Annotated in this window: 26 protein-coding genes and 1 riboswitch; of the genes, 18 read left to right on the top strand and 8 right to left on the bottom strand. The window is 36.8% G+C overall.

Going from position 1 to position 26,519, the window contains the following annotated elements; genetic code table 11:
• Nucleotides 1-573 (top strand): cob(I)yrinic acid a,c-diamide adenosyltransferase, encoded by a 573-nt coding sequence (locus tag ACK3CR_RS19020; RefSeq protein WP_488975949.1) that lies wholly within the window; start codon nt 1-3, stop codon nt 571-573.
• 55 nt (nt 574-628) lie between these two features.
• On the top strand, nt 629-1,561 hold the full coding sequence (gene rarD / locus ACK3CR_RS19015) for an EamA family transporter RarD (protein WP_488975948.1): 933 nt from the start codon (nt 629-631) through the stop codon (nt 1,559-1,561).
• 37 nt (nt 1,562-1,598) lie between these two features.
• Here the strand turns inward: rarD and ACK3CR_RS19010 are convergent, their stop codons facing one another.
• On the bottom strand, nt 1,599-1,934 hold the full coding sequence (locus ACK3CR_RS19010; protein WP_019392085.1) for a MerR family transcriptional regulator: 336 nt from the start codon (nt 1,932-1,934) through the stop codon (nt 1,599-1,601).
• A 195-nt stretch (nt 1,935-2,129) separates the two neighbouring features.
• Between ACK3CR_RS19010 and ACK3CR_RS19005 the strand changes: the two genes are divergently transcribed.
• A complete protein-coding gene (locus ACK3CR_RS19005) occupies nt 2,130-2,276 on the top strand; it encodes a hypothetical protein (RefSeq protein ID WP_243518711.1) in 147 nt (48 codons plus the stop codon).
• A 34-nt stretch (nt 2,277-2,310) separates the two neighbouring features.
• Here ACK3CR_RS19005 and ACK3CR_RS19000 read toward each other — a convergent pair whose 3' ends face one another.
• Complete coding sequence (locus tag ACK3CR_RS19000) at nt 2,311-3,222, bottom strand: CobW family GTP-binding protein (RefSeq protein WP_488975947.1); 912 nt, start codon at nt 3,220-3,222, stop codon at nt 2,311-2,313.
• Between the two features lie 133 nt (nt 3,223-3,355).
• Between ACK3CR_RS19000 and ACK3CR_RS18995 the strand changes: the two genes are divergently transcribed.
• Nucleotides 3,356-4,282 (top strand): ketopantoate reductase family protein, encoded by a 927-nt coding sequence (locus ACK3CR_RS18995; protein WP_488975946.1) that lies wholly within the window; start codon nt 3,356-3,358, stop codon nt 4,280-4,282.
• An 8-nt stretch (nt 4,283-4,290) separates the two neighbouring features.
• Here ACK3CR_RS18995 and ACK3CR_RS18990 read toward each other — a convergent pair whose 3' ends face one another.
• Nucleotides 4,291-4,650, bottom strand: a complete 360-nt coding sequence (locus tag ACK3CR_RS18990) for a hypothetical protein (RefSeq protein ID WP_019392089.1) — start codon at nt 4,648-4,650, stop codon at nt 4,291-4,293.
• 301 nt (nt 4,651-4,951) lie between these two features.
• Here ACK3CR_RS18990 and ACK3CR_RS18985 point away from each other — a divergent pair, with 301 nt between their 5' ends.
• From ACK3CR_RS18985 to metE, 4 genes are all read left to right on the top strand, one after another.
• Nucleotides 4,952-5,299 (top strand): YojF family protein, encoded by a 348-nt coding sequence (locus ACK3CR_RS18985; RefSeq protein ID WP_488975945.1) that lies wholly within the window; start codon nt 4,952-4,954, stop codon nt 5,297-5,299.
• A gap of 13 nt (nt 5,300-5,312) precedes the next feature.
• Complete coding sequence (gene bshB2, locus ACK3CR_RS18980; RefSeq protein WP_019392091.1) at nt 5,313-5,984, top strand: bacillithiol biosynthesis deacetylase BshB2; 672 nt, start codon at nt 5,313-5,315, stop codon at nt 5,982-5,984.
• 546 nt (nt 5,985-6,530) lie between these two features.
• Entirely contained in the window at nt 6,531-7,973 is a 1,443-nt protein-coding gene (gene dacB / locus ACK3CR_RS18975) for a D-alanyl-D-alanine carboxypeptidase/D-alanyl-D-alanine endopeptidase (RefSeq protein WP_488975944.1), read from the top strand.
• 102 nt (nt 7,974-8,075) lie between these two features.
• Nucleotides 8,076-8,255: riboswitch (cobalamin riboswitch) on the top strand.
• 148 nt (nt 8,256-8,403) lie between these two features.
• Entirely contained in the window at nt 8,404-10,665 is a 2,262-nt protein-coding gene (gene metE / locus ACK3CR_RS18970) for a 5-methyltetrahydropteroyltriglutamate--homocysteine S-methyltransferase (protein ID WP_488975943.1), read from the top strand.
• Nucleotides 10,666-10,698: 33 nt separating this feature from the next.
• Here the strand turns inward: metE and ACK3CR_RS18965 are convergent, their stop codons facing one another.
• The 4 genes from ACK3CR_RS18965 to ACK3CR_RS18950 form a co-directional block, all read right to left on the bottom strand.
• Nucleotides 10,699-11,454 carry a GDSL-type esterase/lipase family protein gene (locus ACK3CR_RS18965; protein ID WP_488975942.1) on the bottom strand — a complete coding sequence of 252 codons (756 nt, stop codon included), beginning with the start codon at nt 11,452-11,454 and terminating at the stop codon, nt 10,699-10,701.
• Between the two features lie 5 nt (nt 11,455-11,459).
• Nucleotides 11,460-11,870 carry a thiol-disulfide oxidoreductase DCC family protein gene (locus ACK3CR_RS18960; protein ID WP_488975941.1) on the bottom strand — a complete coding sequence of 137 codons (411 nt, stop codon included), beginning with the start codon at nt 11,868-11,870 and terminating at the stop codon, nt 11,460-11,462.
• A 332-nt stretch (nt 11,871-12,202) separates the two neighbouring features.
• Complete coding sequence (locus ACK3CR_RS18955; RefSeq protein ID WP_243518726.1) at nt 12,203-12,451, bottom strand: hypothetical protein; 249 nt, start codon at nt 12,449-12,451, stop codon at nt 12,203-12,205.
• Nucleotides 12,452-12,522: 71 nt separating this feature from the next.
• On the bottom strand, nt 12,523-13,248 hold the full coding sequence (locus tag ACK3CR_RS18950) for a class I SAM-dependent methyltransferase (protein WP_328122623.1): 726 nt from the start codon (nt 13,246-13,248) through the stop codon (nt 12,523-12,525).
• Between the two features lie 140 nt (nt 13,249-13,388).
• Between ACK3CR_RS18950 and ACK3CR_RS18945 the strand changes: the two genes are divergently transcribed.
• Nucleotides 13,389-14,357: a bile acid:sodium symporter family protein gene (locus tag ACK3CR_RS18945; RefSeq protein WP_243518730.1), complete on the top strand. Its 969-nt coding sequence runs from the start codon at nt 13,389-13,391 to the stop codon at nt 14,355-14,357.
• A 164-nt stretch (nt 14,358-14,521) separates the two neighbouring features.
• On the top strand, nt 14,522-14,905 hold the full coding sequence (locus ACK3CR_RS18940) for a replication termination protein (protein ID WP_019392100.1): 384 nt from the start codon (nt 14,522-14,524) through the stop codon (nt 14,903-14,905).
• A gap of 32 nt (nt 14,906-14,937) precedes the next feature.
• Here the strand turns inward: ACK3CR_RS18940 and ACK3CR_RS18935 are convergent, their stop codons facing one another.
• Nucleotides 14,938-16,311 (bottom strand): MATE family efflux transporter, encoded by a 1,374-nt coding sequence (locus ACK3CR_RS18935; RefSeq protein ID WP_243518734.1) that lies wholly within the window; start codon nt 16,309-16,311, stop codon nt 14,938-14,940.
• Nucleotides 16,312-16,491: 180 nt separating this feature from the next.
• Here ACK3CR_RS18935 and ACK3CR_RS18930 point away from each other — a divergent pair, with 180 nt between their 5' ends.
• From ACK3CR_RS18930 to ACK3CR_RS18895, 8 genes are all read left to right on the top strand, one after another.
• A complete protein-coding gene (locus ACK3CR_RS18930) occupies nt 16,492-17,250 on the top strand; it encodes an SDR family NAD(P)-dependent oxidoreductase (protein ID WP_243518737.1) in 759 nt (252 codons plus the stop codon).
• Between the two features lie 198 nt (nt 17,251-17,448).
• Nucleotides 17,449-18,744, top strand: a complete 1,296-nt coding sequence (locus tag ACK3CR_RS18925; RefSeq protein ID WP_488975939.1) for a glycosyl hydrolase family 18 protein — start codon at nt 17,449-17,451, stop codon at nt 18,742-18,744.
• A 136-nt stretch (nt 18,745-18,880) separates the two neighbouring features.
• Complete coding sequence (locus tag ACK3CR_RS18920) at nt 18,881-20,110, top strand: MFS transporter (protein WP_328122625.1); 1,230 nt, start codon at nt 18,881-18,883, stop codon at nt 20,108-20,110.
• Nucleotides 20,111-20,750: 640 nt separating this feature from the next.
• Entirely contained in the window at nt 20,751-22,919 is a 2,169-nt protein-coding gene (gene ltaS / locus ACK3CR_RS18915; protein WP_243518742.1) for a lipoteichoic acid synthase, read from the top strand.
• Between the two features lie 182 nt (nt 22,920-23,101).
• Complete coding sequence (locus ACK3CR_RS18910) at nt 23,102-23,731, top strand: 5-bromo-4-chloroindolyl phosphate hydrolysis family protein (RefSeq protein WP_488975938.1); 630 nt, start codon at nt 23,102-23,104, stop codon at nt 23,729-23,731.
• A 13-nt stretch (nt 23,732-23,744) separates the two neighbouring features.
• On the top strand, nt 23,745-24,896 hold the full coding sequence (locus tag ACK3CR_RS18905) for a toxic anion resistance protein (protein WP_046217707.1): 1,152 nt from the start codon (nt 23,745-23,747) through the stop codon (nt 24,894-24,896).
• Between the two features lie 52 nt (nt 24,897-24,948).
• Nucleotides 24,949-26,037 (top strand): AI-2E family transporter, encoded by a 1,089-nt coding sequence (locus tag ACK3CR_RS18900; RefSeq protein ID WP_185183367.1) that lies wholly within the window; start codon nt 24,949-24,951, stop codon nt 26,035-26,037.
• 82 nt (nt 26,038-26,119) lie between these two features.
• Nucleotides 26,120-26,419 (top strand): DUF3243 domain-containing protein, encoded by a 300-nt coding sequence (locus ACK3CR_RS18895; RefSeq protein ID WP_430237265.1) that lies wholly within the window; start codon nt 26,120-26,122, stop codon nt 26,417-26,419.
• The last annotated feature ends 100 nt before the right edge of the window (nt 26,420-26,519 follow it).

The following is a 26,519-nucleotide window of genomic DNA, read 5'->3' as shown; positions in this document are numbered from 1 at the left end:
ATGGACATTTATACAAAAACAGGTGACAAAGGAAAAACAAGTTTAATAGGAGGCCGCGTTGATAAAGACGATATGCGAGTTGAAGCATATGGAACAATTGATGAGTTAAACAGTTTTGTTGGGCAAGCAGCTTCTCTTATTGAAACGAAAGAACTAGAGGATATGAAAGAAGAGCTGCTGACGATTCAGCACGAACTTTTTGACTGTGGCAGCGACCTTGCATATGCGAAGAAAGGACACCCGTTTAAAGTGAGTGATGAAATGAGCGAGAAGCTTGAAAAAAGCATTGATCGCTATATGGAGGAATCTCCAGCAATTGAACGATTTATTCTTCCAGGGGGCACACAGCTTGCTGCAACGCTTCACGTTTGTCGTACAGTTACAAGAAGAGCAGAGCGTTTTGTTGTTACAGTAAGTAAAGAACACGAAATTAATAAAAGTGTCTTATCTTATCTTAACCGTTTATCAGACTATTTTTTCGCAGCGGCACGGGCTGCAAATGCACGTGCAAACGTAAGCGATGTTGAATATGAAAGAAGTGCTAAAGTATTTAAGCCAAATAATACGAAGTAAATGCTCATCTCATGCTATAATAGTAAAATTATAGTAATGAGAAAGGATGAGGATAATGGAAGAACAACGAACAAAACTTGATAGCCACGGCGTTGCTTATACCGCCGCGGCTTATATAATGTGGGGAATTCTTCCGCTATATTGGAAGCTGCTTGAAAGCGTGCCTTCAGGAGAAATTTTAGCATATCGCATTTTATGGTCTTTTATTTTTATGATTCTTCTTTTAGCATTTTCACGTAGCTTTCAAAAGGTGAAAGAACAGTGGAAGTTAATGACAAAAGGGCAGATTATCGCCTTAGCAGGAGCTTCAATTTTAATTAGCATGAACTGGTTTGTTTACATATGGGCTGTAAATGCTAACTTAGTTGTTGAAGCAAGTTTAGGATATTATGTAAATCCACTCGTTAGCGTCTTACTTGGCGTTATCTTTTTAAAAGAAAAACTAAATTTTTGGCAATTGATTGCGGTGTTATTAGCGGCTGTTGGGGTTGGAATCCTTACTTTTCAATATGGAACTTTTCCATGGATTGCCCTTTCCCTTGCTTTGAGCTTTGGATTTTATGGACTTGTAAAGAAAAAGTTAACGTTAGATCCAAAGGTTGGTCTAACACTTGAGACGCTTTTTGTAACACCTATTGCTCTTTTTTATGTGCTATTTTTGTTCGCAAACGGACATGGCATTTTAATGGACATTTCATTCTTAACGTTCATTCTTTTAGCGGGGGGTGGAATTGTAACAGCTGTTCCTCTTCTTTATTTTGCAAAAGGAGCTCAGCGCATTCCACTATCAATGGTTGGTTTTTTACAGTATATTGCGCCAACTATTATGCTTTTTGTAGGAACGGTTGTGTTTCATGAACCTTTCTCTTCTTCACAGCTTTTAACTTTTATGTTGATTTGGATTGGCTCGATTATTTTTTCATTGTCTAAAACGAAGTTTATGCTTTCTCATCAACCGCGCTTTAAAAAGGAAAGTTCGCTTCATTAATGAGGAACCCCACCTGAGGAAAACAGGTGGGGTTTTTTTAGTAGTTTCTTGAGTGAAAGTGGGCATTAAGCTGCCCTTGAAGCATTCTGTTGCGGATTTCATTTGTTTTGTTTTTATTCTTTTCCTCACGGCGAGCAAGCTCATGCCTTATTTCTTTTGTTTGAACTCCTTCCTCAATCTTATCAGCAATATCCATTAGTCGCTCTACATCAGAAAAAGAATATTTTCGAATGCCAGTCGATGTTCTTTCAGGAAAAAGAAGCTGTCTTTTCTCATAATATCGAATTTGTCGTTCGGACAAACCTGTTAGTTCTTTCACAATTCCAATTGACATCACTTTTTTATCGCGGTATGAAGCTTCTTCTGTTTTCATATACCTTCACCTCTACTTAAGATAGATGATAATTTTGAAAAATTGAAAAAATTAGGCGGAAAATTCTCTATGTGAGAAATTATAACATTTTAAAAAAGCAAATGTAACTACTTATGTTAAGAAAATTAACATACTAATAGTTATTTTTTTTCAAACAAGATAAAGTAAAAGAAAAGAAGTGGAAGGAAGAAGCGTGTGGAACATTCAAAAAAAGAAGAAATTGTTGGGTTAGCAAAGCGAATTATTGAGCTTGATATAGAACGAGATGAAATATGGGAGGAACTTACAAGACTAACAGGAGCTCACGCTCATGAAATTCTACGCTACCTTCAAAATAGCTAAATCTAAAAAAACACGACAAAGGTGTCGTGTTTTTTTAGATGGCACTGTTCAGACCTTGTTCAAGGATTTGAGGCTGCAAGTTTTCGCCAATAAAAACAAGAGACGGTTTTGCTTGTAGCTCAACAGGCATTAAAAGAGGCATGCCATATGCATACTGAAGCGAATATAATTGATCGTTTCCTTGCAGTCGCACGTAGCCTTTAACACGATAAACAGACTGAGGCAAGCTTTTTAAAAAACTTTCAAGCTTTTCGCCATTAAACGCGCATTCTTCATGATAAGAGAAAGTTTCAATGTGCAAATGATGGTGCATATGTGTCGGTTCATGTGAAGCCGTACGTGAGCGTGTTTGCGTAAGAATATATGAAAGCGGGACGCGTGCTTGTGTTGTTAAAATAGTTTTAGCTCCCTCATTTAACATTTGCACTTTCATAAGCGTATTTGCTTTTTCATCTTCTGTCAGCAAATCTTCTTTATTTAAGAGCAGAAGGTCACCGTGTCGAATTTGTTCCAAAAAGAGCTTTTGCGCACGGTTTGAAAGAGAATCAAGCTCAAGTAAAAGTTTGCTATTTACCACCGTAATAATAGACCGAACTGTAATACGCTCTGAAAGAGAAGGTGTTATACATCCGTCAAGCACCTCAATAGGATGAGCAATGCCTGTTGTTTCGATGTAAATGGCATCAAGGGTATAAGAGGAAATCATTTCTTCAAGCTGCCCTTCAAGCTGTCCTTGAATTGTACAACATACACATCCATTTAAAAGTTCGGCAAGTGGAACTTCATTTGGTAAAACTTCCGAATCTACAGCTGTTTCTCCAGCTTCATTCATTATGACGCCAACATTCCTTCCGTGTTCTTTTTCTTCTTGAAGAAGTTGGCGAAGAAGCGTTGTTTTGCCGCTTCCTAGAAATCCGGATAAAATAAAAACGTCTACTTTTCTCATGCTAAAGTCTCCTTTATTGTTTCCGTAGGTTTATTTTATCACATGAAAATTAAAGATGGGGAAATAGTATCTTTCTGAAAAAGCAGGAATTTGTAGTTTTTTGTCGTATAAAAAAGAGAAGGAGGGATGATAAATGAAAATCTTAGTAGTAGGAGCTGGCGGTGTTGGCGGCTATTTCGGGGCTAGACTTGCTGAAAGTGGTGAAGACGTTACTTTTTTAGTTCGTGAAAAAAGGGCAAAGCGTTTGCGTGAAGATGGACTTGTTGTGAAAAGCATTCACGGCGATATCTACATCCAACCTTCTCTTGTTACGAAGGAAAATCTACAGATATTTGATGTTGTGCTTTTGTCTACAAAAGCTTATCACCTGCAAGAAGTTATGGAAGATTTAACAGGGTTTGTGGGAGAGGAAACGGTAATTGTTCCTCTTTTAAACGGTTTTGCGCACGTAGAGCAGCTTGAAATGAAGTTCGGAGCCGAACGAGTAAGCGGAGGTCTATGCTTTATTGAAACAACACTAAATGAACACGGACATATTATCCAAACGAGCGGAGTACATAAAATTACATTTGGAGAACGAACAGGTGTAGGCAGTGAACGGATGGATAAACTTGAACAAGCATTTGCGAAAACAAAAGCAATGTATAAAAATAGTGATCATGTATTGCAAGATATGTGGAATAAGTATTTGTTTATTACAACTCTTTCAAGCGTCACAACGCTAACTCGAGCGCCAATTGGGGCTGTTTTAGAATCAAAGGGTGGCGAGCAGTTTGTAGAGGCATTGATGCTAGAAATTAAAATGGTGATGGATGCCATTGAGGCTCCTTTGAGTGAAAACATTGTGCAAAGGCATATGGAGACAATGCATAAGCAAGACTACGGGATGAAATCTTCCATGCAGCGCGATATGGAAAAAGAACTTCACGTAGAAGGAGACCATCTTCAAGGTTATTTGTTGCAAAAAGCAAAAGAACAGGGAATGCGCTGTCCATATTTAGAAGCGGTATATCAAAACTTAAAAGTATATGAAGTCCAAAAAAATAAACGAAGCCTTTAAGGGTTCGTTTATTTCAGCTCTTCAATTAAGTATGGAACCATAAGAATGCCTATAATACAGCATGTTGTAACCATACGATGCATCTCAATGATGCCTACAATGAATAGCATTGTGGAGAGGTATGTTTGCATAAGCTTTAACGTCCACCGTTTTTCCTCGAATAAGACGTCACTTAGAATGTATACTAAAAAGATTATAAAACCAATAATACCTATTGTAGTTTGTGAAAGATGAGGTCCTAATTGAGTAAAGGCCACTAAACTGAATAGTAAAAGAAAAGCGACACCTTTCATTAAACGAATACGAAAATCGTTACGCATATTTGCTGCACCTTCATAGATGAAATTAACAAGTTGTGACACGTTCATTCATCCCCCTTTTCTTTTAATCTATCCGTTATATTAATAACGTAACATAAAAAGATGAATTGTATGTAAAGCAGATATTAGAAATTAATTAACTTCTTGTTAAGAATAGATGTTTTTTATAACACAGTAAAGTCTAAAAAAGCAACAGTTTATCCAATTTATTAGACGAAAGAAGAGTGAAAAAGTTTCTTTAAAGACGAAAAAATAAAAAACGAAGCCTAACTATTCGCAGTTTATGCGATTTTGCGTTAAAATAAAACTGGCTTTATGGAATTAAGCTTTTGCTAAAGGAGGTTTTAGAATGGAAGTCATTAAGGCAGAGGATGTTAAAAAACATCTTTCTACGTTTTTTCATAAAGAAGTTTACGTGCATTTAGAAACAACGAATGGAGCGTATGCTTCACATTTTAACGATAAAGCAATGAACGTTGGAGCATTTATTAGAAATGCGCGCGTAAATATTCAAACAGGTAAAATCATTGGGCAAGGTCCGTACAGAGTTGGTCTTCAAGTGAATAACGGCTGGGTGTATGCAGAAGGCCTTACGCACTATGAAGTAGATGAAGAAGGGCGTCTTTTACTTGCAGGGCACGATGATCAAGGTCGATTAGCCGTTGCTCTTCAGCTAAGTGAAAAGCCGTTTACATAAGGAGCTGAAAGAAATGGAACGCTTATTAGTCATTTTTCCACATCCAGACGATGAAGCTTTTGGAGCAGCAGGAACGATTGCGCTCACAAAGCAAAGTGGTGGATATGTAGCATATGCATGCACAACTCTTGGAGAGATGGGACGCAACATGGGAAACCCTCCGTTTGCAAACCGTGAAACACTACCAAAGATTCGAAAAGAAGAGTTAACAGAAGTTGGCGAAATCCTGGAGCTAGATGAGCTTCGTATGGTGGGCCTTCGTGATAAAACGCTTGAGTTTTTAGATGACGAAGTGTATGCAGACGTTATTGGCAACATTATTGACGAGATTAAGCCAACGACGATTATTACGCACTATCCTGGATATGCTGTTCATCCAGATCATAATGCAACAGGAGCGGCAACAGTAAGAGCGGTCAAGCGTCTTCGTCCAGAAGATCGTCCTCGCCTTCTTTGTCACGCCTTTTCGAAAGACCGCCTAGAAGCGATTGGTCATCCTGATGTTGTTCATGATGTAAGCAGTGTGAAAGATATCAAAATTGCAGCAATTAAAGCACACCGTTCTCAAACACAAGGAATGCTTGGAGCCATGGACTTTAACAATATCGAACAAAGTCCTGAAATTTTAAAAATGCTTGCTCGTGAAGAGTTTTGGACATATTCTTTTGATGATGAAGGAAAGTAAAGAAGGAAGCAGATGTGATGAACACATCTGCTTTTTTTGTGCTGTAATTGGGTAGTTGAGGGAATGGAGTTGTAGAAAAGAGGAATGAAAAGCTTTATATTATTAGCGCTGTGTCGCTGTTTTTAGCAGTAAATTTATTTGTGAAAAAACTTTTCAGACTGTAAGTCCTGGGTTCTTGATTTCATTTGAAGGGACAAGAAAGTATTTTAGAATAATAGAAGATATTATATTTCTGCTCTTTTTGCGTATTGCAATGGTAAAAGATACTCCGTTGCCTGCCTATGCTTAAGTTCTGCTCGTGCTTTTTCACTATTGAGAGGAATTGATGAGCGGAGTGTCTGCATGCCTGACAAAACAAATAAGCTGATCAATATATTCTCTTAAGTCTGCTTATCATGACTATATTTCATCTTATAAAGAGAGAAGCTTTTAAACAAAAAGCTTCTTTTTTTTTATAAACTTGTTCTTCTCTCTGTACATAAAACATCAATAATAATAAGGGGAATGTGAAAGTCTATGCACAAGAGTACATAAAGGAGGAAGGATATGAAAAAATGGTGTGGAATTTTGGTGATGTTCGTATTAATCATAATACAGGCCGTTAATGTGTCAGCGGAGGGGGCGAGTACATTAAAAACAAAAATGGAACAAGTGTTACAACATAAAGATTTAAAGGGTGCGATAAGTTCAATCAGTATAAAAGAGGCCAAAAGCGGAGAAGTACTGTATGAAAAGAACAGCTCAGTTCGAATGAAAATTGCGTCCAATATGAAACTCTTTACAGGGGCAGCAGCGCTTGAAACATTAGGTGAGGAGTATAAGTTTCACACAGAGATTTGGCATGATGGAAAAGTGAGAAATGGTGTGTTAAAAGGGAATCTTTATTTAAAAGGAAAAGGAGATCCAACTCTTGGATTAAAAGAGTTACAGCAGTTTTCAGCTCTATTACACGAAAAAGGAATCAAAAAAATTTCGGGAAATATTATTGGAGATGAAACGTGGTATGACGATGTTCGGCTTTCAGAAGATATGATTTGGAAAGACGAATCATATGCGTACGGAGCTCAAATATCAGCGTTGACGTTCTCTCCTGATCATCGCTATGAAGCGGGAACAGTTATAGTAGAGACAACACCGACCAAAAATGGTAAGAAAGCTCACATCTCTATATTACCTAAAACGGACTACGTAAAAGTGATGAATGAAACTAAAACAGGAAAAGGAGAAACAGATTTAGAAATTGTCAGAAAACGGAATGAAAATGTTATTGTAGTAAAAGGAATCATCAAGGAGGGAGAGGAACCTGCTCAAACAGCCATTGCCGTCGAGGACCCTGCTTTGTATACGACTTCTTTATTTAAAGACGTCTTAGAGAAGAACGGAATAAAAGTAACAGGAAAAGTGAAGAAAGAAGAAACACCTCAAAAAGCTCAGTTGATGGAAGTAAAGGAATCTCCTCCACTTGGGGAAATTTTTATTCCGTATATGAAATTGAGTAATAATACAATTGCAGAAATTTTTGTGAAAGAAATGGGAAAAGTACAGTATGGTGAAGGAAGCTTTGAAGCTGGTTTAGCTTCTTTAAAACAAACGCTTTCTGAGATGAATGTCAATGTAGACAATATGATGATTCGAGATGGTTCAGGCATATCACATGTGAACGGAGTGCCAACAGACGAAATTTCTTCTCTTCTTTTTCATGCTAGGCAAAAACCTTGGTACGACAATTTTTATGAATCTTTGCCTTTAGCAGGAGATCCGGATGAATTGATAGGGGGAACGCTCGATGAACGGATGAGAGGGACTGTTGCAGAAGGAAATGTAAGAGCCAAAACAGGATCTATTACAGGCGCTAGCTCTCTTTCCGGATATGTAACAACAGCAGCTGGAGAGGAACTTATCTTCTCAATCGTTTTTAATGCTTTTCTAGAAGAAGATGTAAAAGATATCGAAGACGAAATTGCGGTTATGTTAGCTTCTCTAAAATAATAAAAAATTAGATCAAAAATGAATAATCTGAAAAATAGTCTTGCACAAAGGGGAAAATCGCGTTATTCTTATTAACAATTCCTCAGTCGAGGAGACTAATTTTATAATGTCCATGCAAGAGGTGCTGTACATACGCTGCAGCTTAAAAGGGAAGAGCGGTGAGAAGCCGCCACGGTCGCGCCACTGTGAAGGGGAGTTTCTATCATAGCCACTGCGAAAGCGGGAAGGGATAGAAGAACGATGAACCTAAGTCAGGAGACCTGCCACTTGTTTGCGCTTTATACCTACGCGTTCATAGGGAGGAGTGAAGGTTTATGTTGAATAGATGGATCCGTTTCAACAGTTCTTAAAGTCGCCTTCTAACTCTCTTTTTTGAAAAAAAGGGAGTTTTTTTGATAGCTAAAAAGACAATAGAGACGGAGGAAAAAACATGACAGTATACAGTTCAAATATTGGATATCCAAGAATCGGAGAAAAAAGAGAATGGAAGAAAGCGCTAGAGAGTTTTTGGGAAGGAACGTTTGAAGAAAAAGAGTTTAAAGAAGAACTAGACCGCTTATTTTTAGAAGGAATTCGCGTGCAAAAGGAAGCGGGAATCACGCATATTCCTGTTGGTGATTTTAGTTTATATGATCATATCTTAGATTTATTATGGACGTTTGATCTTGTGCCAGATCGGTTCAAAAATACAAATAAAACACCGCTTGAAACGTATTACAGCATGGCTCGTGGAACAGACGGGGCGGAAGCAATGACAATGACAAAATGGTTCAATACGAACTATCACTATATTGTGCCAGAGTTTGAGAATGTTACGCCTTCTTTAAAAGAAAATCGATTTTTAGATTATTGGAAAAAAGCAAAACAGAAGCTTGGTGTAAATGGAAAAGTAACTCTTGTAGGGCCAGCAACGCTCGTTCTTCTTGGGAAAGGATATAAAGAAACCGAAAAAGCATCATGGATTCAGCGTCTTATCCCGCTTTATCAACAGCTTTTGCAACAATTAGATGAGGAAGGAGTAGAGTGGGTCAGCTTAGAAGAACCAATTTTTACATCCCCATTAGATCAGGAAGTATGGAAAGTGATTGAAAACGGATATGCTGAAATAGCGAAGAGCTGCAAAAATACGAAGTTGCTTCTTCAAACATACTATGAAGCTGTTTTTGATTATAAAAAGGTTCTATCACTCCCTGTAGATGGCTTTGGACTTGATTTTATTCATGATAAAGGGGAAACAAAAGAACAGCTGAAAAAATGGGGCTTTCCAAAAGGAAAAGTATTAGCAGCAGGAGTTATTGATGGACGAAATGTATGGAAGGCTAATTTAACAGAAACGAGTGCTGAAGTTAAAGAGCTTCTAAATTTAATCGATGGTGATCTTTGGGTACAGCCTTCATCAAGCTTACTACATGTTCCTGTTACAGCCGAGAATGAAAGTCTTCCGAGCTTTTTAGAAGGAGCGCTAAGTTTCGCTAAGGAAAAGTTAGGAGAACTAAAAGCGTTAGAAAGAGGAATTGAGAACAATACATCGTTTAAAGATTATGATAAAAGCTTTGAAGCTTTCGTTGCAGCACCATTGCGTCATAATCATAAAGTTCAAGAAGAAATTAAGGAGCTTGCACAACTTAAGGCAACGCGTCCACCGTATGAGATAAGAGCGAAGAAACAGCAGGAAAAGTTAAAGCTACCGCTTTTACCAACAACAACGATTGGAAGTATGCCTCAAACAAAAGAAGTGAGAAGCACACGTTTAAAATGGCGGAAGAAACAAATTACAGACGCACAATATGAGCAGTTTATTCAAGAAATGACATCCCGCTGGATCGAAATTCAAGAGGACCTTGGATTAGACGTTCTCGTGCACGGAGAGTTTGAGCGTACAGACATGGTCGAATATTTCGGTGAAAAGCTGGACGGTATGGAAGTAACAAAGTTTGGTTGGGTGCAGTCTTACGGTTCACGTTGCGTAAAACCACCTCTTATTTACGGAGATGTATCGCTTAAAGAGCCAATGACTGTGAAAGAAAGCGTATATGCTCAAAGTTTAACAAATAAGCCTGTAAAAGGGATGCTAACAGGTCCTGTTACCATTTTAAACTGGTCTTTCCCTCGTCATGACGAGTCAAAAGAAGTGGTGATGAATCAAATCGGTCTTGCTATCCGTCAGGAAGTATTAGCATTAGAAGACGCAGGAATAGCTATTATTCAGATTGATGAACCTGCCCTTCGAGAAGGCCTTCCATTGCGAGAAGAAGAGAAGGAAGGGTATCTAAAAGCTGCTGCATATGCATTCAGACTTTCTGCTTACGGTGTGAAAGATGAAACGCAAATTCATACTCATATGTGTTATTCTAATTTTAATGAAATTATGAATACAATTGATGACCTTGATGCAGATGTGATTTCAATTGAAACATCACGCAGTCATGGCCGTCTGCTTCAAGCATTTGAAGATTTTCATTATGAAAAAGAAATTGGGCTTGGCGTATATGATATTCATAGCCCGCAAATTCCAAATGAAGAGGATATTATCTCAAACATTAGAGCTTCTCTACGTGTATTAGATGAAAAACAATTTTGGGTTAACCCAGATTGTGGTCTAAAAACGCGTAAAGAGGAAGAAGCGATAAAATCACTCCAAGTCCTTGTTGAAGCAACAAAGAAATATCGTGCAAGTCTAATAGAAGCTTAATAAAAAAGCACCGTTCCTCTGAACGGTGCTTTTTTATTGGAGGAATCTTTCTGAAAAATGGATCGTATCAAAAATTCGCTGTGCCAACAGATCATATCCTTGCTGAGAAGGATGAATATCAATCTTATTTGGTAAATAGGTTCCTCTGTTTTGTGAAAATAAATTCTCTGTCGAAACGTAATAAACATGCTCCTGTGAAGAGGCTGCTTTTTGCAGGGCTACATTAAGGTCTAAAACCCGCTGCTTCAAGTTTTGTTCTTGAAAGGGATTGTCAATGTTTGAAAAAGGAAAATAATATCCAACAACATAGACGTCACTTGTTGGGTTAAGATCTCTAATTCGTTCTAAAATGGTTTCCATGTTTTGCTGTGTTTGCTGTAATAAGCTCTCCCATTCGCCATTGCTAAGCGATACCATATGTTGACGGTGTGGAGCAATATAATGAAGAAGATCATTTGCTCCTGCTTGTACAGTAATAAGAGACGCATTTTCAACAGAATGAAACAAGTTCTCGTGTTTGCTATACGCATTAACCTCTAAATCTTGAAGAAGATTTGCCGTTGTGTAACCAGGTACAGCAAACTCTTTTGAAAATGCAACAGAACGGCCTTCCTGTTCAAGAAGAGGAATGAGTTTATCACTATACCCTTTGCCAACTGTTTTATATGGATTCATGCCTTTTGCTAAAGAGTCACCAAGAGCTACGTAATTTACGTCTTGTACAGAGCTGTAAGCATGTGAAAATGGGACAACAAGAAATAAAGACAGTAACAACATTACTTTTTTCAACTACATCACTCGCTTTTGTCATCTAAAAATCGTTTGCGAATATGTTCCGGTGGAATTTCGCATAAAGTTTTTTTTCGAAACAATCGATAACGGTTTCGCGCTATAATAGAATAAACCTTATCTCGAATAGGGATGGGAATTAAAATGAATCCATATAAGAGATTATAAGGAAACGAAAGCTTGCGGGCAATTTTAAGTGCTGCAGTAGATTTACTATAGACTTTCCCGTTTGTTATGTAAATAAAGCTATCAAAGTCATCCTTTGGAAGATTGAATTCCTCTAGCAGTTTTTGTCCATATGATGACTGAAGAGAAGAGAATGATAAAAGCTCATTGTGATCTCTTTTGATTAAAAACATAACGCTGCTATTGCAAAATGAACATACTCCATCAAACAATACGATATTATTTTCCATCCTTTTTGTCTCCTTTTTATTCTTTCCTTTATTTTCATGTTTTAAAGATGAAAGAAAGGAAAAACCGTGCATCGTGTTATTAAATTTTATCATAAGTAAGTGACCTTATTATAAGATCGATATGTTAGTGGGTTGGACTTCTCTCATATTCAACTGCTTAAAAAGTGTCTTCAACAGGTATGAAAGAGCGTACTTTAGCCAATGTACTTCAAGATAATGAACAGCAAGGAGAAAAACGCGAACAGCAAATAAATCCTTTAGAATAGAAAAGTAGAAGCTTAATGGAATGATAAAAAAGCAGGCTGCTTTAAACAAAGCAGCCTGCTTTTTTATTAAATAAAGAAAAGAGATGCAAGGGCAATACCAGTAATAGCCCCAAGAGCAACTCCATATGCTGCTCCATATCCGTATCCATACCCATATCCACCAAAGTAACCAAAGCCACGGCCGCCCTGCATTGGCTGAATAAATACTCTGCGCTGTGTTACATTCAAAATTCTTCCTACGTGTGTGCGTCCATGACGGTCATTAATGCGAACCATACGACCTCTGTAGCGACAACATAAGTCATAATATTGCATAGCTTTTCCTCCTTTTCTCTTAGCACTATTAACATATGAGGGAGAGAAAGGAGATGTATAAGCACTTATCTCTATTTTTCTTTTTTAGCTTGAATAATTCGATAGTCTAGTACGCTTTCAAAATCTTTAATTCGCTTCTCGTGACCATCGAGAAAATCATATAGTTCTTTTTCAATATGTGGAGAGAGAATAAACTCTGTCCCATGCTCTATGTCTTCGTTATTCGTAGCGAGAGAGGGAAGAGGAGAAAGGGTAATAGATGTGAATCCTGCTTCTTTAAGAGACTTTTGCCAATCTTCTATTGAAAGAAGCGATTTTAAGTTGTAAAAAGATGAAAGATCTTCTTCTTGGCTTTTGGTCATTTCAGGTTTTTTTAACATTTCAATAGCTAGTAATGTTCCATCAGGCTGTAAGACTCGGTAAGCTTCTTTTAGTCCTTCTTCAAGATTCATAAAGTTTAAGACAGACTCATAAAGAACAAAATGAAATAGGTTTTCGTCGTAAGATAGATTTTCAGCATTTTCTTCACGTACTTCAATTGGAATAAGGAAATCATCAAACCTTTTGGCTGCTTTCTCAACCATTATTTTGTTAACGTCACAAGCATCAACAAAACAGTTATATTCGAGAGAAAGAAATGCAGCAGTCTGCCCTGTACCACAGCCAACATCTAGTACACTTGTATGTTCATCAATTTCGTACTGATCAAAAATATGCTTTGTAAGAAGTAATCCTCCAGGATGAGCTCCGCCAACGCCAAAATTAGCCAGAAAATCAAGATAAGTATACTTTTTCATCTTATCACCTCTCTAGAGATTAGTCTGCTCTAGCCTATGTTAAAAAGGAAGGATAGGGAACAAAATATAAAAATAAGGTTGAATTTTCCGAAAGTTTTAAATATAATAAACTTTATATCTTGTTAGGGGAGTTGACATCATTGAGAGCACTTGAAAAAATTAGTTCATTTGCTAACAGCACATTTGCCTTATGGGTTGTGCTATTTTCGCTATTATCTTTTTTATATCCTTCATCATTTGTTTGGATCAGTAACTACATTTCGATTTTATTAGGGATTATTATGTTTGGGATGGGATTAACGCTATCTTTAAACGACTTTAAAGCGGTATTTAAGCAACCAAAAAGCGTTCTTATCGGTGTTGTAGGGCAATATACCATAATGCCAGGACTTGCTTATGGACTTGCCCTTTTATTTCAGCTTCCACCTGAAGTTGCAATTGGAGTAATTTTAGTTGGATGTTGTCCAGGAGGAACGGCTTCTAATGTTATGACTTATTTAGCTAAAGGAAACACAGCATTAAGCGTTGCTGTTACGAGTATTGCTACCCTTATTGCCCCATTTTTGACTCCTGTTTTAATTATGCTTTTTGCAAGTCAATGGCTTGAGGTTTCCGCATCTTCTCTTTTAGTCTCCATTTTAAAAATCGTGTTGCTTCCTATTATACTAGGTATTATCGTGAAGCTTTTATTTAAAAACGGAGTTGAAAAAAGCATAAAAGCTCTACCGCTTATTTCGGTTATTGGAATTGTGGCTGTTGCAGCAGGTGTTGTTGCTGTTAATGCAGAATCAATTGCGGATGCAGCTTTAAAAATGGTTTTTATTGTTATACTTCATAACTTATTTGGTTTGTTTTTCGGCTGGTTTCTTGCTCGTCTTTTCCGTTTAGATGAAGGAAGTCAGAAAGCTCTTTCTATTGAAGTTGGGATGCAAAACTCAGGGCTTGGAGCAGCGCTTGCCCTAGCACATTTTAGCCCGATTGCAGCTGTACCGAGCGCCATTTTTAGCGTATGGCACAATATTTCAGGACCGCTTCTTGCCACATATTGGGGGAAAAAGCACGAACGAAAAGAAAAGCGTCAAAAGGAAGAACAAAAGCATGTTGTATAAAAGCAGCTCTTAAAGAGCTGCTTTTATTTTTTCTTTATTTAATGTTTTAGAAGATATATGATAAAATAAAACACACAAAAAGGAAGCGAACACTTGTCCGTTCTAGGAATCTCATACTATAATAAGAATATGGAAGGTCGTTACATACAAAAAGGAGGAATTTTATGAGTGAAAAGCGCAATCCAAGCGGTTTCTTAGTAAAACAGCGTGCATTTCTTAAGCTTTATATGATTACAATGACAGAACAAGAACGATTGTATGGTTTACGTTTGCTTGATGTATTACGAGAAGAATTTCGTCCTTTCGGATATCGTCCGAATCACTCTGAAATTTATAAAGCCTTGCACGACCTTATTGAAGATGGGGTTTTGGAACAAGTGAAAAAGAAAAAAGAAGGCATGAAGCTTCAAGAAGTTGTATACTATCGGTTTGCTGGTGAGAATGGACATGAAAAAGCAAAAAAATATAAGCGTCAGCTTAAAGTAGAGCTAGACAGATGTCAATCGATGATTCAAAAAGCGGTACGCGATAATTTTGGTATAAAATAACCCTAGGAATGTTCCTAGGGTTGTTTCTTATATTATGAAGCCGATTTTTCTAATTCTATTTTCTTTTGTGCATTTTTTTGTACATAAAGCAGTCTAAAAGCAAGACCAATAGCTCCTACGGCTAATCCTGTAATAAGACCTACCCAATACCCAAATGCGTGAAGGTTTGTGAAATTAGCGAGAGAATATCCAACAGGAAGACCGATAACCCAGTAAGAAACAAGCGCCATTACAAAGGTTATATTAACATCTTTATGTCCGCGAAGAATCCCTTGAATAGGTGCCTGAATAGCATCAGAAATCTGAAAGAAAATCGCATATATTAAAAAGACCTTAGTAAGTGCTAGTACGTTAGGATCTGTTGTATAAAGAGAGGCGATTGGTTCACGCATAATATAAAGGAAGATACCGTTTAAAATAGCTAGGGATAAAGCAATTATAATACCTAAATGACCATATTTTTTAGCATCATGAGGTCGCTGTGACCCCATCTCAAATCCGACCACAATTGTTAGCGCCATCGATACACTTAAAGGAATCATATATAATAAGGAAGCAAAATTCATGGCTGCCTGATGTGAAGCAATTGTAATCGTATCGTAGACGCTAAGGAAAAGCGTTACTGCTGCAAAAATACTTGTTTCAAAAAAGATAGAAAACCCGATAGGAAGACCAATTTTTAAAATGGTTTTCCATTCTGCAAAAGAAACGCGATAAGCGCTCTTAAAAAGACGAAATTGCCTGAAAGGTTCTTTTTGCGAGACGGTAAAAACGGCAATAAAGCAAATCACCCAGTAGGTAATAGCTGTAGCATATCCAGCTCCAACTCCTCCTAATTTTGGCGCTCCCCATTTCCCGAAAATGAGCAAATAATTTAATACAAGATTCACAGGAAGCGCAATAAGAGTAATTGTCATACTTACGCGTGTTTTTCCTAATGCATCGATAAAGGAGCGAATTGTTGTATAAATGAAAAGAGGAAAAATGCCCAATGATAAAGCAATTAAGTAATCTTTTGCAATGTGATGAACTTCATTTGTAATGTCCATCATATGAAGAATGGGATTTAAGAGAAATGCTCCAGCTACGATGACTAAAATTGACATCGCAATGGCTACATAAATCCCTTGAATAACTGAAAAAGAGACGCGTTTTTTTTGCTCCGCTCCAATCAGTTGAGCTACAATAGGAGTGACTGCTAGGAGAATACCTGCAAGACCAGTATAGATAGGCATCCAAATGCTTGATCCTATTGCAACACCTGCTAAGTCTTTAGGACTTGCTTTGCCAGACATTGTTGTATCAAAGAATGTCATAAGGTACATACCAATTTGGGTAATGAAGATTGGAATTAAAATGGATAAAAGCTGTTTGAGTTTTTCACTTGTTGTAAATGTTTGATACAAAAAGAATCCTCCCATCTTTTGGTGAATCGTATTCATCCCATGAATTCTAGGAGGTTATCGTATTTTTGTCAACTATTTTTTACATAAGCAGACGAGCAACAAACTTATAATTTTTTTTTTATTTTCATGAAAGTAGGAAGAAAGGTATAAGAACACTCAAAAGAACAGGATGTGAGCTATATGGATTTACAATTAAAAAATAAAAATGTACTCGTAACAGGAGGCTCAAAAGGAATTGGAAAGGCCATCGCAAAAGCATTTATTGAAGAAGGAGCAAATGTAGGAATTGCAGCTCGTTCAAAAGAACAACTTGAAAAAGCGAGAGAAGAGCTTGGAGATGTAAGGATATATGAAGTAGACCTCTCTCAACAAAAAGAAAGAGAGAAGCTTTTTCATCACTTCTTAGAAGATTTCAAAAAAGTGGACGTTTTAGTTAATAACGCTGGAGGAAGCAATGGGGGAAGTGCATTTGAAACAGAGCTTGATATGTTCTATGAAGCAATGGAATTAAACTACTTTGCTCCTGTTCATTTAAGCAAATTAGCAGGAACTCATATGAAAGAAAATGGAGCGGGCAGCATTATACAGATTACCTCTATTTTTGGACGAGAAAGCGGTGGAAAAGTAACATATAACAATGCAAAGGCAGCGCTCATTAGCTTTACAAAGGCTTTTGCAAATGAATGTATTCCCCATAATGTACGCGTTAATAGTATTGCTCCTGGAAGCATTCTTCACCCAACAGGAAACTGGCAAAAACGCCTTGATGAACATCCAGAGAAAATTAAAAAGTTTATCGAAGAGGAAATTCCTGCAGGTCGATTTGGAACAGTGGAAGAAGTAGCTAACGCTGTTTTGTTTTTAGCATCACCAAAGTCATCATGGCTTGTTGGAACAAGTATTAATGTAGATGGCGGTCAATCTCGCATGAATTTTTAAATACAGGAAGTAAAAAACAAGATAATACCTTATTATCTTGTTTTTTACTTTTTTATAGGTCGATAGTATGTTACTAATAATACATTTATGTTAAAAATATTACAAATATCTTCTTAACTTCGCTGCTTATTCGTGATATGATAATAAAATCAAAAATTACAAACATGTTACAAGTAAAAATAGAAGCGGGGCTTAATTATGAAGAAAGTGTGTGTTGTTCTGTTTTGTGCGTCTTTTTTATCATTAGGTCTTTCCCCATATATGTTAAAAGCATTCGCACAAGACTTAACAAGTATTCCAATTGGGAACGAAGGAGAAGATTCTTTTCGAATCATGGGATACTATTCAGTTAACGATAACGTAGATCTTGAAAAAGCAATCCAATGGGAGAGCGTTACTCATGTTATATACGGCAGTTTATATATGGAGAAAGATGGGAGAATCCCTTCACCTCAAGATACAGAGAAATTAAAAGAGCTTGTCTTAAAAGCACATGAACATGGAGTAAAGGTGCTTATAGATTTGAAAGAAGCGGATGCTAGTGCATACGCGGCTCTTCCGGCAGAAGAAACTATACAAAAGACGTTTAGTAAAGAAGTAAAAAATCTTATTCAAACATATGGAGTAGACGGCATCAATGTTGACTGGGCTTCTCAAGATGAAAAAGAAAAGCAGTTGTTTTATGTTGAACTTATTCATGAGCTTGATCAAATTTCGAGTGAAAGCCAAACACTTCTTACCCTTTCTGTTCGTCATTCTAATGATGAAAACGAAGCAAGTGAATTAAGTGAAGAAGTAAAAAGTATCTTAGCTACAGTGGATTGGGTAAACATTATGCCTACTAATGACACGGAAACAATGTCTTATGAAGAGTCAAAGCAAACAATTGCCTACTGGACAGAGCAAGTAGGAGATGAAAATAAAATAACACTTAGCATTCCAGTTTCGGAAAACTTGGAGCCTGCTGAAACTAAGTCATTAGCACAGGAACAGAGTAAACCAAAAGATGTAGAAGAAATGCCTAAAACAGAAATAAAAGAAGAAATCCAGGAAACTCAGGAAACTCAGGAAACGAAAGAAACAACGGAAACCCAGGAAACTGTGCAAGAAAAAACAAATCTAGCGCTTAACAAAACAGGTGGCGTAATTGTATTAGAGAATGAAGAAAATGCCGAGCAGAATGAAACAACCCTTAAGCAAATTCATAGTACAGTTACAGAAACAGAGGAACCAGAAGAAACACAAACAGAAAACAAAGTTAAAAATAAAATGCCAAAAAGCATAAAATGGCAGCCAACGAAAACTTATGAACAAGGTGAAATTGTTAAACATAATGGTGTGCTTTATATGGCTCAGTGGCCAGTGCAAGAATTTGAACCAGAGAAAAGTAATGTAGCATATTCGCCTTGGGTTGTAGTGGGAACAAATATGGGAAGTGTTTATGCATTATTGCATTTACAAAAAGAATGCTCAAACTTTTATTGCTTTAAGTAATGTTAAAATTGGAGAAGACCCTCATACATATATGAGGGTCTTTTTTGATTACCAAACTTTCTCTATTGTGAAAACAAAGCAAGCGGGAATAGTAAGAGTATCATCAGCTTTTATAGAGCAAGAAAGGTGAAGAATAGTGAAAGAATCAGCAACATGTAATAACTCACCAAAAGAAAATGTTCCTGGGGTCCTATGCTTAATTTCAATTGCTACAATTCCCCTTGTAATGACATTGGGAAATTCAATGCTTATCCCGATCCTACCAACTCTAGAGAAAGAGCTTTCTATTAGTTCTTTCCAGTCAAGCCTTATTATTACGCTCTATTCCGTAGCTGCTATTATTTTAATTCCCGTTGCAGGCTATCTTTCAGATCGCTTTGGACGAAAAAAAATCATTATTCCAAGCCTTATTATCTCTTTATTAGGTGGGCTTGTTTCTGGGTATGCAGCATGGCAAATTAATGAACCTTATATGATGATTTTAATTGGTCGGATACTGCAAGGAATTGGGGCTGCAGGGGCTTCTCCTATTGTGCTTCCTCTTGTTGGAGATTTGTACAAAGACGAAGAAGAAGTTAGTGCAAATCTTGGTATTGTAGAAACCGCTAATACATTAGGGAAAGTTGTTAGCCCTATATTAGGGTCCTTACTAGCCGTAGTTGTATGGTTTATGCCTTTCTTTGCCATTCCTGTTCTTTGTCTAATTTCTATTCTTTTTCTTTTTTTCTGTGTGAAAGTACCAAAACAGCAAGATGAACCATTACCACTTAACGAATTTTTAAAGAAAGTGAAACGAATTTTTAAAGAAGAAGGTCACTGGTTATACAGCATTTTTATTGCTGGTACTATTTTAATGTTCATTTTGTTCGGTTTTCTTTTTTATTTAGCAAACAGACTTGAGAAAGAATTTGGAATGGTTGGTGTTGATAAAGGGCTTGTGTTGGCTATCCCGCTTGCAGCCCTCTGTTTAGCTTCTTTTATAACCGGAAAAGTGATCAAGCAAAACAAGCTTCTTATGAAATGGATTACAGTGATTGGACTGCTACTCACAGCTGCTTCGTTATTTATTGCATCCTTTTTCTCTTCTTTTGTTGTGCTTGTTGGTCTCTTAGTGTTAACAGGGATTGGAATTGGGAGTTCACTACCAAGTCTTGATGCCCTTATTACAGAAGGTGTTGGTAAGGAAGAAAGAGGGACGATTACATCCATTTATAGCTCTATGCGTTTTGTCGGAGTTGCACTTGGTCCTCCTCTTTTTGCTATTTTGACAACTCATATGGATAAGGGTCTTTTTTATATAAATGTTGTGCTTAGTCTTATTGGAGGAATCCTTGTATGGTGGCGAATTCAACCAGATAAAGAATGAGGAAGCATCCTTATACAGGTGCTTCCTCATTTTTTATCTTAATAGAAATTTTATAAAAACTGAAACAAAATAAAAACAAAATCGTCTATATATAAGGAAAAGGCAAATAGAGAAAAAAGACAGAACAAAAAAGTGTTGTTTTCTCATTAGCAGATATTGTTTGTTGTATTCTTCGATCACATCCCGTATAGTGTAAAACGTTCTGAGAAAGTTCACAGGTGTTTTAAGGAAACGGCAGGAGTTTTATCGGAGAAAAACAAATAATATATATACTACTTAGAGATAGGACAACATATATTAATTCCTAGCTCCACTCACTTTGTTCGATTTATGAAAGAAAATAAAAAATGAAGCATACTTTTAATCGGAAGAGGGTAAAGGGAGTTAGAATAAAGTGCGGCTTTAAGATATGAATAGGTAAAATGGGCTATTTGTAAAATAAAAAGAATAACGTATAATAGGAAAACCTACAAAAAAAGCTCTTTTTCCAAAAATATCATTTGACTTCTATCAGCTAAGCGGTAGAATAGTGGCATACTGTCCAAAAAGCTCTCTTTTATTCTGTTAGGGAGTTTGTCTTTTTTTGTTGCGTTCATTTTCTTATAAAAAAAGGGAACGTTAATTGTAGAGAGGTGAAAGTATGAAATCGTTTTTCAGGAAAGGTCAACAATTTTTGAACACGCATTTAGGACTTTTCCTATTTATTGCGGTTCTATTTTGGTTAAAAACTTACGCAGCTTATCGATTTGAATTTGATCTTGGAATAGACAATTCAATGCAGAAGTTTTTATTATTCATTAACCCAATCAGCTCTTCCTTATTCTTTTTAGGAATTGCGCTATTTTTCAAGGGGAAAGCGCAGTATAGAGTATTGATTGCGATTAACTTTGTATTATCATTTATTCTATTTGCGAATATTGTGTTTTACCGCTTTTTCAATGACTTCATTACAATACCGGTTTTAAGACAAACTGAAAACTTTGGTAAACTGGGCGGAAGTGCACAAGCATTAATGACACCAACAGATATTTTATATTTTACAGATACAATCATCTTAATCGCACTTGTTCTATTTAAAGTTGTTAAACCACATGCGGAGAAATTTAGCCGTCGTGGAATTGTAGCTGTTTTTACAGCAGCGATTATGATTTTTGCAGGAAACTTAGCTCTTGCTGAATCAGATCGTCCACAGCTTCTAACGCGTGCGTTTGATCGTAACTACCTTGTAAAATATCTTGGTGCTTACAACTATACTATTTATGATGCAATTCAAAGTACAAAATCATCTGCTCAACGTGCTTTAGCAGACAGCAGTGATATTACGGAAGTAGAAAACTTTACAAAAGCATCTTATGCAGAACCAAACCCAGAATATTTTGGTCAATTAAAAGGGAAGAACGTGATTTATATTTCACTTGAGTCCCTTCAGTCATTTATGATTGACTATAAGTTAAATGGGCAGGAAGTAACACCGTTTTTAAATAGCTTAGCCAAAGATAGCAACACTTTATACTTTAAGAATCTGTTCCACCAAACAGGTCAAGGTAAAACATCTGATGCTGAGTTTATGATGGAAAATAGTATTTATCCATTACCACAAGGTTCTGTGTTCTCAACAAAAGCTGAAAACACGTACCAAGCTTTACCGCAACTATTGAAGGAAAATGGATATAAAGATACAGCGGTCTTCCACGGAAACAACAAATCGTTCTGGAACCGTGAAGAGAACTATAAAGCATTTGGCTACGATCATTTCTTTGATGAAAGCTACTACAATATGGTAGATGGTCATGTCTTAAACTACGGTTTAGAAGATAAACCATACTTTAAAGAATCAATGCCATATTTAGAATCATTAAAACAACCGTTCTATACGAAGTTTATTACGTTATCAAACCATTTCCCTTATCCGTTAAGTGATGATAAAAAGACCATTGCACCAGGGGATACAGGTGACACATCTGTTGATAACTACTTCCAAACAGCACGATACATGGACGAAGCTTTAGAACAGTTCTTTAATGACTTAAAAGAATCTGGTCTTTACGAAAACTCTGTAATTGTAATGTATGGTGACCATTACGGTATTTCTGAAAACCATAAAAAAGCAATGAGCAAAGTTATGGGTAAAGATATCAACGACTTTGAAGAAGCACAGCTTCAGCGTGTACCACTGTTTATTCATGCACCAGGCCTTGAAGGCAAAGGTGGAGTGAAGGATACGTACGGCGGACAAGTCGACGTAAGACCAACGGTAGAACACTTACTCGGAGTCGATACGAAAAACCAAATTCAATTTGGTACAGATCTTCTATCAAAAGATCATCAGCAAATCGTACCGTTCCGTAACGGAGACTTTGTAACACCAGAATATACGCAGCTTGATGATAAAGTGTACGACAACGCAACAGGAGAAAAACTCCCAAGTACAGATGAAACGAAAAAAGACCAGGAGCTTGTACAGAAGAAGCTAGAGCTTTCAGATAAGCTTGTATATGGTGATTTACTCCGTTTCTATGACTTAAAAGGGTTTGAACAACCGAAGCGTACATCATTTGATTATTCAAAAGATGAGAAATTAGCAAAAGAACCTGGATTCCTTGAAAAAGAGAAGAAAACTCTTGAACAAGAAAAACAGGAAAAAGAAGCAGAATATAAAGCTAAAGGTTACGGTCTTGAAGCGAGCGAAGAACAAGCAAAAGACGGAGCAGATTATGAGCCAGCAGCGCCAGGATCTGAACTTCAAGGATCTGAAACGCCACAAACTAAAACTCAAGAGTCTGAAACTCAAGAATCTGAAGCTAAATAAAAAGTGTGAGGGATATATCCCTCACACTTTTTTTATAAGTTCAAAAGCGGAAAAATGAAACTTTAGATAGAGAAAAAACGTATAACATAGTGAAGAAACACCGAAAGCAAACTCGTTCGAATATTTAGATGAAGTGTGCTATTATGAAAGAAAATGTTCGCTAATAGGGAGGAAATTGTAAAGTGATCAAGCGAATCATTCAAACGTTGCTGTATTCAGGTTTAGCTGGGTTTGTAACAATCGTTGGAGCGGCGTTCTTTTTAGATATTCCGCTGTTCTTTTCTATATTAATTGGGATAGGAACGTGGAGCGCAACGGTTCTCCTCTGTTTATGTTACTTTCTTTTGCGCCGAAATTTCCGCTACGATCCATTTAAAGAGCAAAAAGCATATGTTGACCATCATGTAAAAGAAGCGAGAAAATCACTTCGTATGCTAAGTCAGTCTCGTTTTAAAGTAAAATCAATGCATGTATGGATTAAAATTAACAAACTTCAAAAAGTTGGTCGCTCCATTATTGATATGGTTGATAAAGAACCTGCTCGATTTTATGAAGCACAAGACTTTTTTAAAAAATATTTGCCTTCTACGGTCAAAATTGTTGATCGATATACATTTTTACTTGCGAAGCCAACTAAAAATGCTGAAGTGAAAATTGCGCTAAGTGAAACAGAAGATACGTTAGATGAATTAATGGTGAAATATGATGAAGTTCTAACATCTAGCATTAGCCAGGATCTAACAGCGCTCGAAATTGAGCAGAGTCTTCTTCATAACAGCTATGGAGAAAGTAAACCACCAGCAGGGAAATGAAAAGGGTGATAAAATGAACGAATTCAAAGATAATTCTTTAAGCAGTTTTGATGATTTATTAAGTGACCCATTTAAAACAAATGAATCTTCAACTGAGCTCTCTAAAGAAGAAAAAGGAGAGGTAAAAGCAATTGAAAGGCTTTCTCCTCAATATAAAGAAAAAGCAATTAAAATTTCAGAGCAAATTAATCAAAATGATCATCAGGCAATTTTGCAATATGGAGTTGCTGCACAGTCCGAGCTTTCTAAGTTCTCTCAAGGCGTTCTTCAGCATGTTCAGGCAAAAGATACAGGACCAGTAGGAGAAGTGCTGACAGATCTTATGGGGAAAATTAAACAGCTTAATCTTGATGAGCTATCAGGTAAGAAACAAGGAAGAGTGGGCCGCTTTTTTTCTACTATTTCTCGTTCAGCAAAAGGTATTTTTCCAAAATACAGCAGCTTGCAAGTGGAAATTGAGAAAATTGCTGATCAGCTTGAGCACACAAAGCAAGAGCTGTACCGAGATCTTCTTATGCTTGAAAAGCTCTATGATAAAAACAAAGAGTACTTTGATGCATTAAATATCTATATTGCAGCAGCTGAACATAAACTAGAACTTCTTGAAACAGAAACGCTTCCAAAGCTTGAACAAGAAGCATTAAAAACGGACAATTATTTAACCGTGCAAGAAGTGAACGATGTAAAGCAGTTTATGACTCGTCTTGATAAACGAACATACGATCTGAAGTTAAGCAGACAAATCGCTATTCAAAGCGCTCCTCAAATTCGAATGATTCAGGAAGTAAATCAAACACTTGTAGAAAAAATACAAAGCTCTATTCTAACGGCAATTCCTCTATGGAAAAATCAAGTTGTGATTGCTCTTACGCTTTTAAGACAAGAAAAAGCAATGGAAGCGCAGCGTGAGGTAACGAACACAACAAATGATTTATTGTTAAAGAATTCAGAGCTATTGAAGAAAAATACGGTTGATATTGCAAGAGAGAACGAGCGTGGGCTTGTTGACATTGAAACGCTCCAAAAAACGCAGGAAAATTTAGTTGAAACATTAGAAGAAGTGCTTCAAATTCAAGCAGATGGCCGGACAAAACGGAAGGAAGCTGAACGAGAATTACAGCACATGGAAGATAACTTGAAAAAACGTCTTCTTGATTTAACGTAAAGAGCCTATGTTTAAAAAAAGTAAGGTAGAGAGAGAAGGAGAAAAGGGTTTTATGAGAAAGTCTAAGGCACTGCAGTCAGGTGTTTTAATTTTACTATTTTTAACGATACTTTTCATGCTTTCAAAAGTATCCTTTGTTATCACACCAATAATAAGCATGATTACAAATATTTTGGCCCCTCTTATTATTGCGGGCGTTCTGTATTATTTATTGCGCCCGATCGTTTTTTTACTAACGCTTCTAAAAATTCCGAGAATCCTAGCTATTCTGCTTGTTTTCTCGGCTTTTATTACAGGAGTAACAAGCGTTGGAACATATTTATATCCAATTGTATCTCATCAGCTTGCTCAGTTTGTGAACTTTTTGCCAAACGTTGCTCGGGATATAACGGATAATATTCAAGACCTTCAAACCCTTCCATGGTCTGATGAACTTAGAGCTCGCCTTGCTAATAATGATCTTGAAAAGCGTGCAACTGAGATGCTTGGTGAAGTAGCAACAACACTTGGCAATAGCACAATTCAAATTATTGACTTTTTACGTAATACCATTATTGTCATTATTACAGTGCCATTTGTCCTCTTTTATATGTTGAAAGACGGACACAAGCTTCCAAAGACTTTCTCACGCTTTATTCCATCAGCTAAATATCGTGAAGTAACGTATGATGTATTAAAGCAAGCAAGTAGTACATTAAGCGCTTATGTGCAAGGACAAGTTATTGTGAGCTTGTTTGTAGGCATTTGTGTTTATATCTTATATCTTTTGCTTGGGCTTGATTATGCGCTAATTTTAGCTTTAATTGCGCTGTTTACGAATCTAATTCCGTTTGTAGGCCCTTTTATTGGTACAGTGCCAGGCGTGATTGTCGGTTTTATTCAAGAGCCTCGCCTTGCTCTTTACGTGATTATCGGGATTATCATTATTCAGCAAATTGAAAGTAACTTAATTTCTCCACAAGTTATGGGGAAAAAGCTTGATGTGCATCCTGTAACCGTTATTTTACTTTTGCTTGCATCTGGGAGCTTCTTCGGATTTGTAGGCCTGCTTCTTGCCCTTCCAACATATTGTGTGCTAAAAGTTGTTGTTATGAAAGTGTATGAACTGCTGTTTCCATACTATAATGTGCACGAAGAATAAAAACACTTTTACATGTTTGAAAGCTCGAAATGGGGGAACCAACCTAATATAAGTTAGTACAAACTATTAGGAGGTTTTACAAATGGAAAGAGCAGAAAAAGCAGTACGTGAAAAAAACCAAGAAGAGAAAGAGCAAATTCTTCAAAACTTTGAGGAATTCAAGAACTACTTAGGTGATAAAGTAGAAAAGGGTCAAAAGCTTGGATTAAGCGAAGAAGCTATTGCAAAGTCAGCGAAAAAAGTAGCAGACTATCTAGCGAAGAATGAAGAACCTAAAAACCGTGAAGAGTACTTACTACAACAACTATGGAAAGTTGGCGAAGAAGAGGATCGTCATCACTTAGCTCGTATGCTTGTTCGGTTAACAGACGAAACAAATTAAAAAAGTCGGTGCATGAGCACCGGCTTTTTTTTAGGTTCTCTAAAATATTTTAAAGCACAAAATATACGTTTTTAGTTGTGGAGAAGCCTCTATTTTTAGT

The sequence above is a fragment of the Priestia sp. TRM10 genome (genome assembly GCF_057808375.1).
Note: the sequence above shows the minus strand (reverse complement) of the source record. Positions and strands in the feature narration are given on the sequence as shown.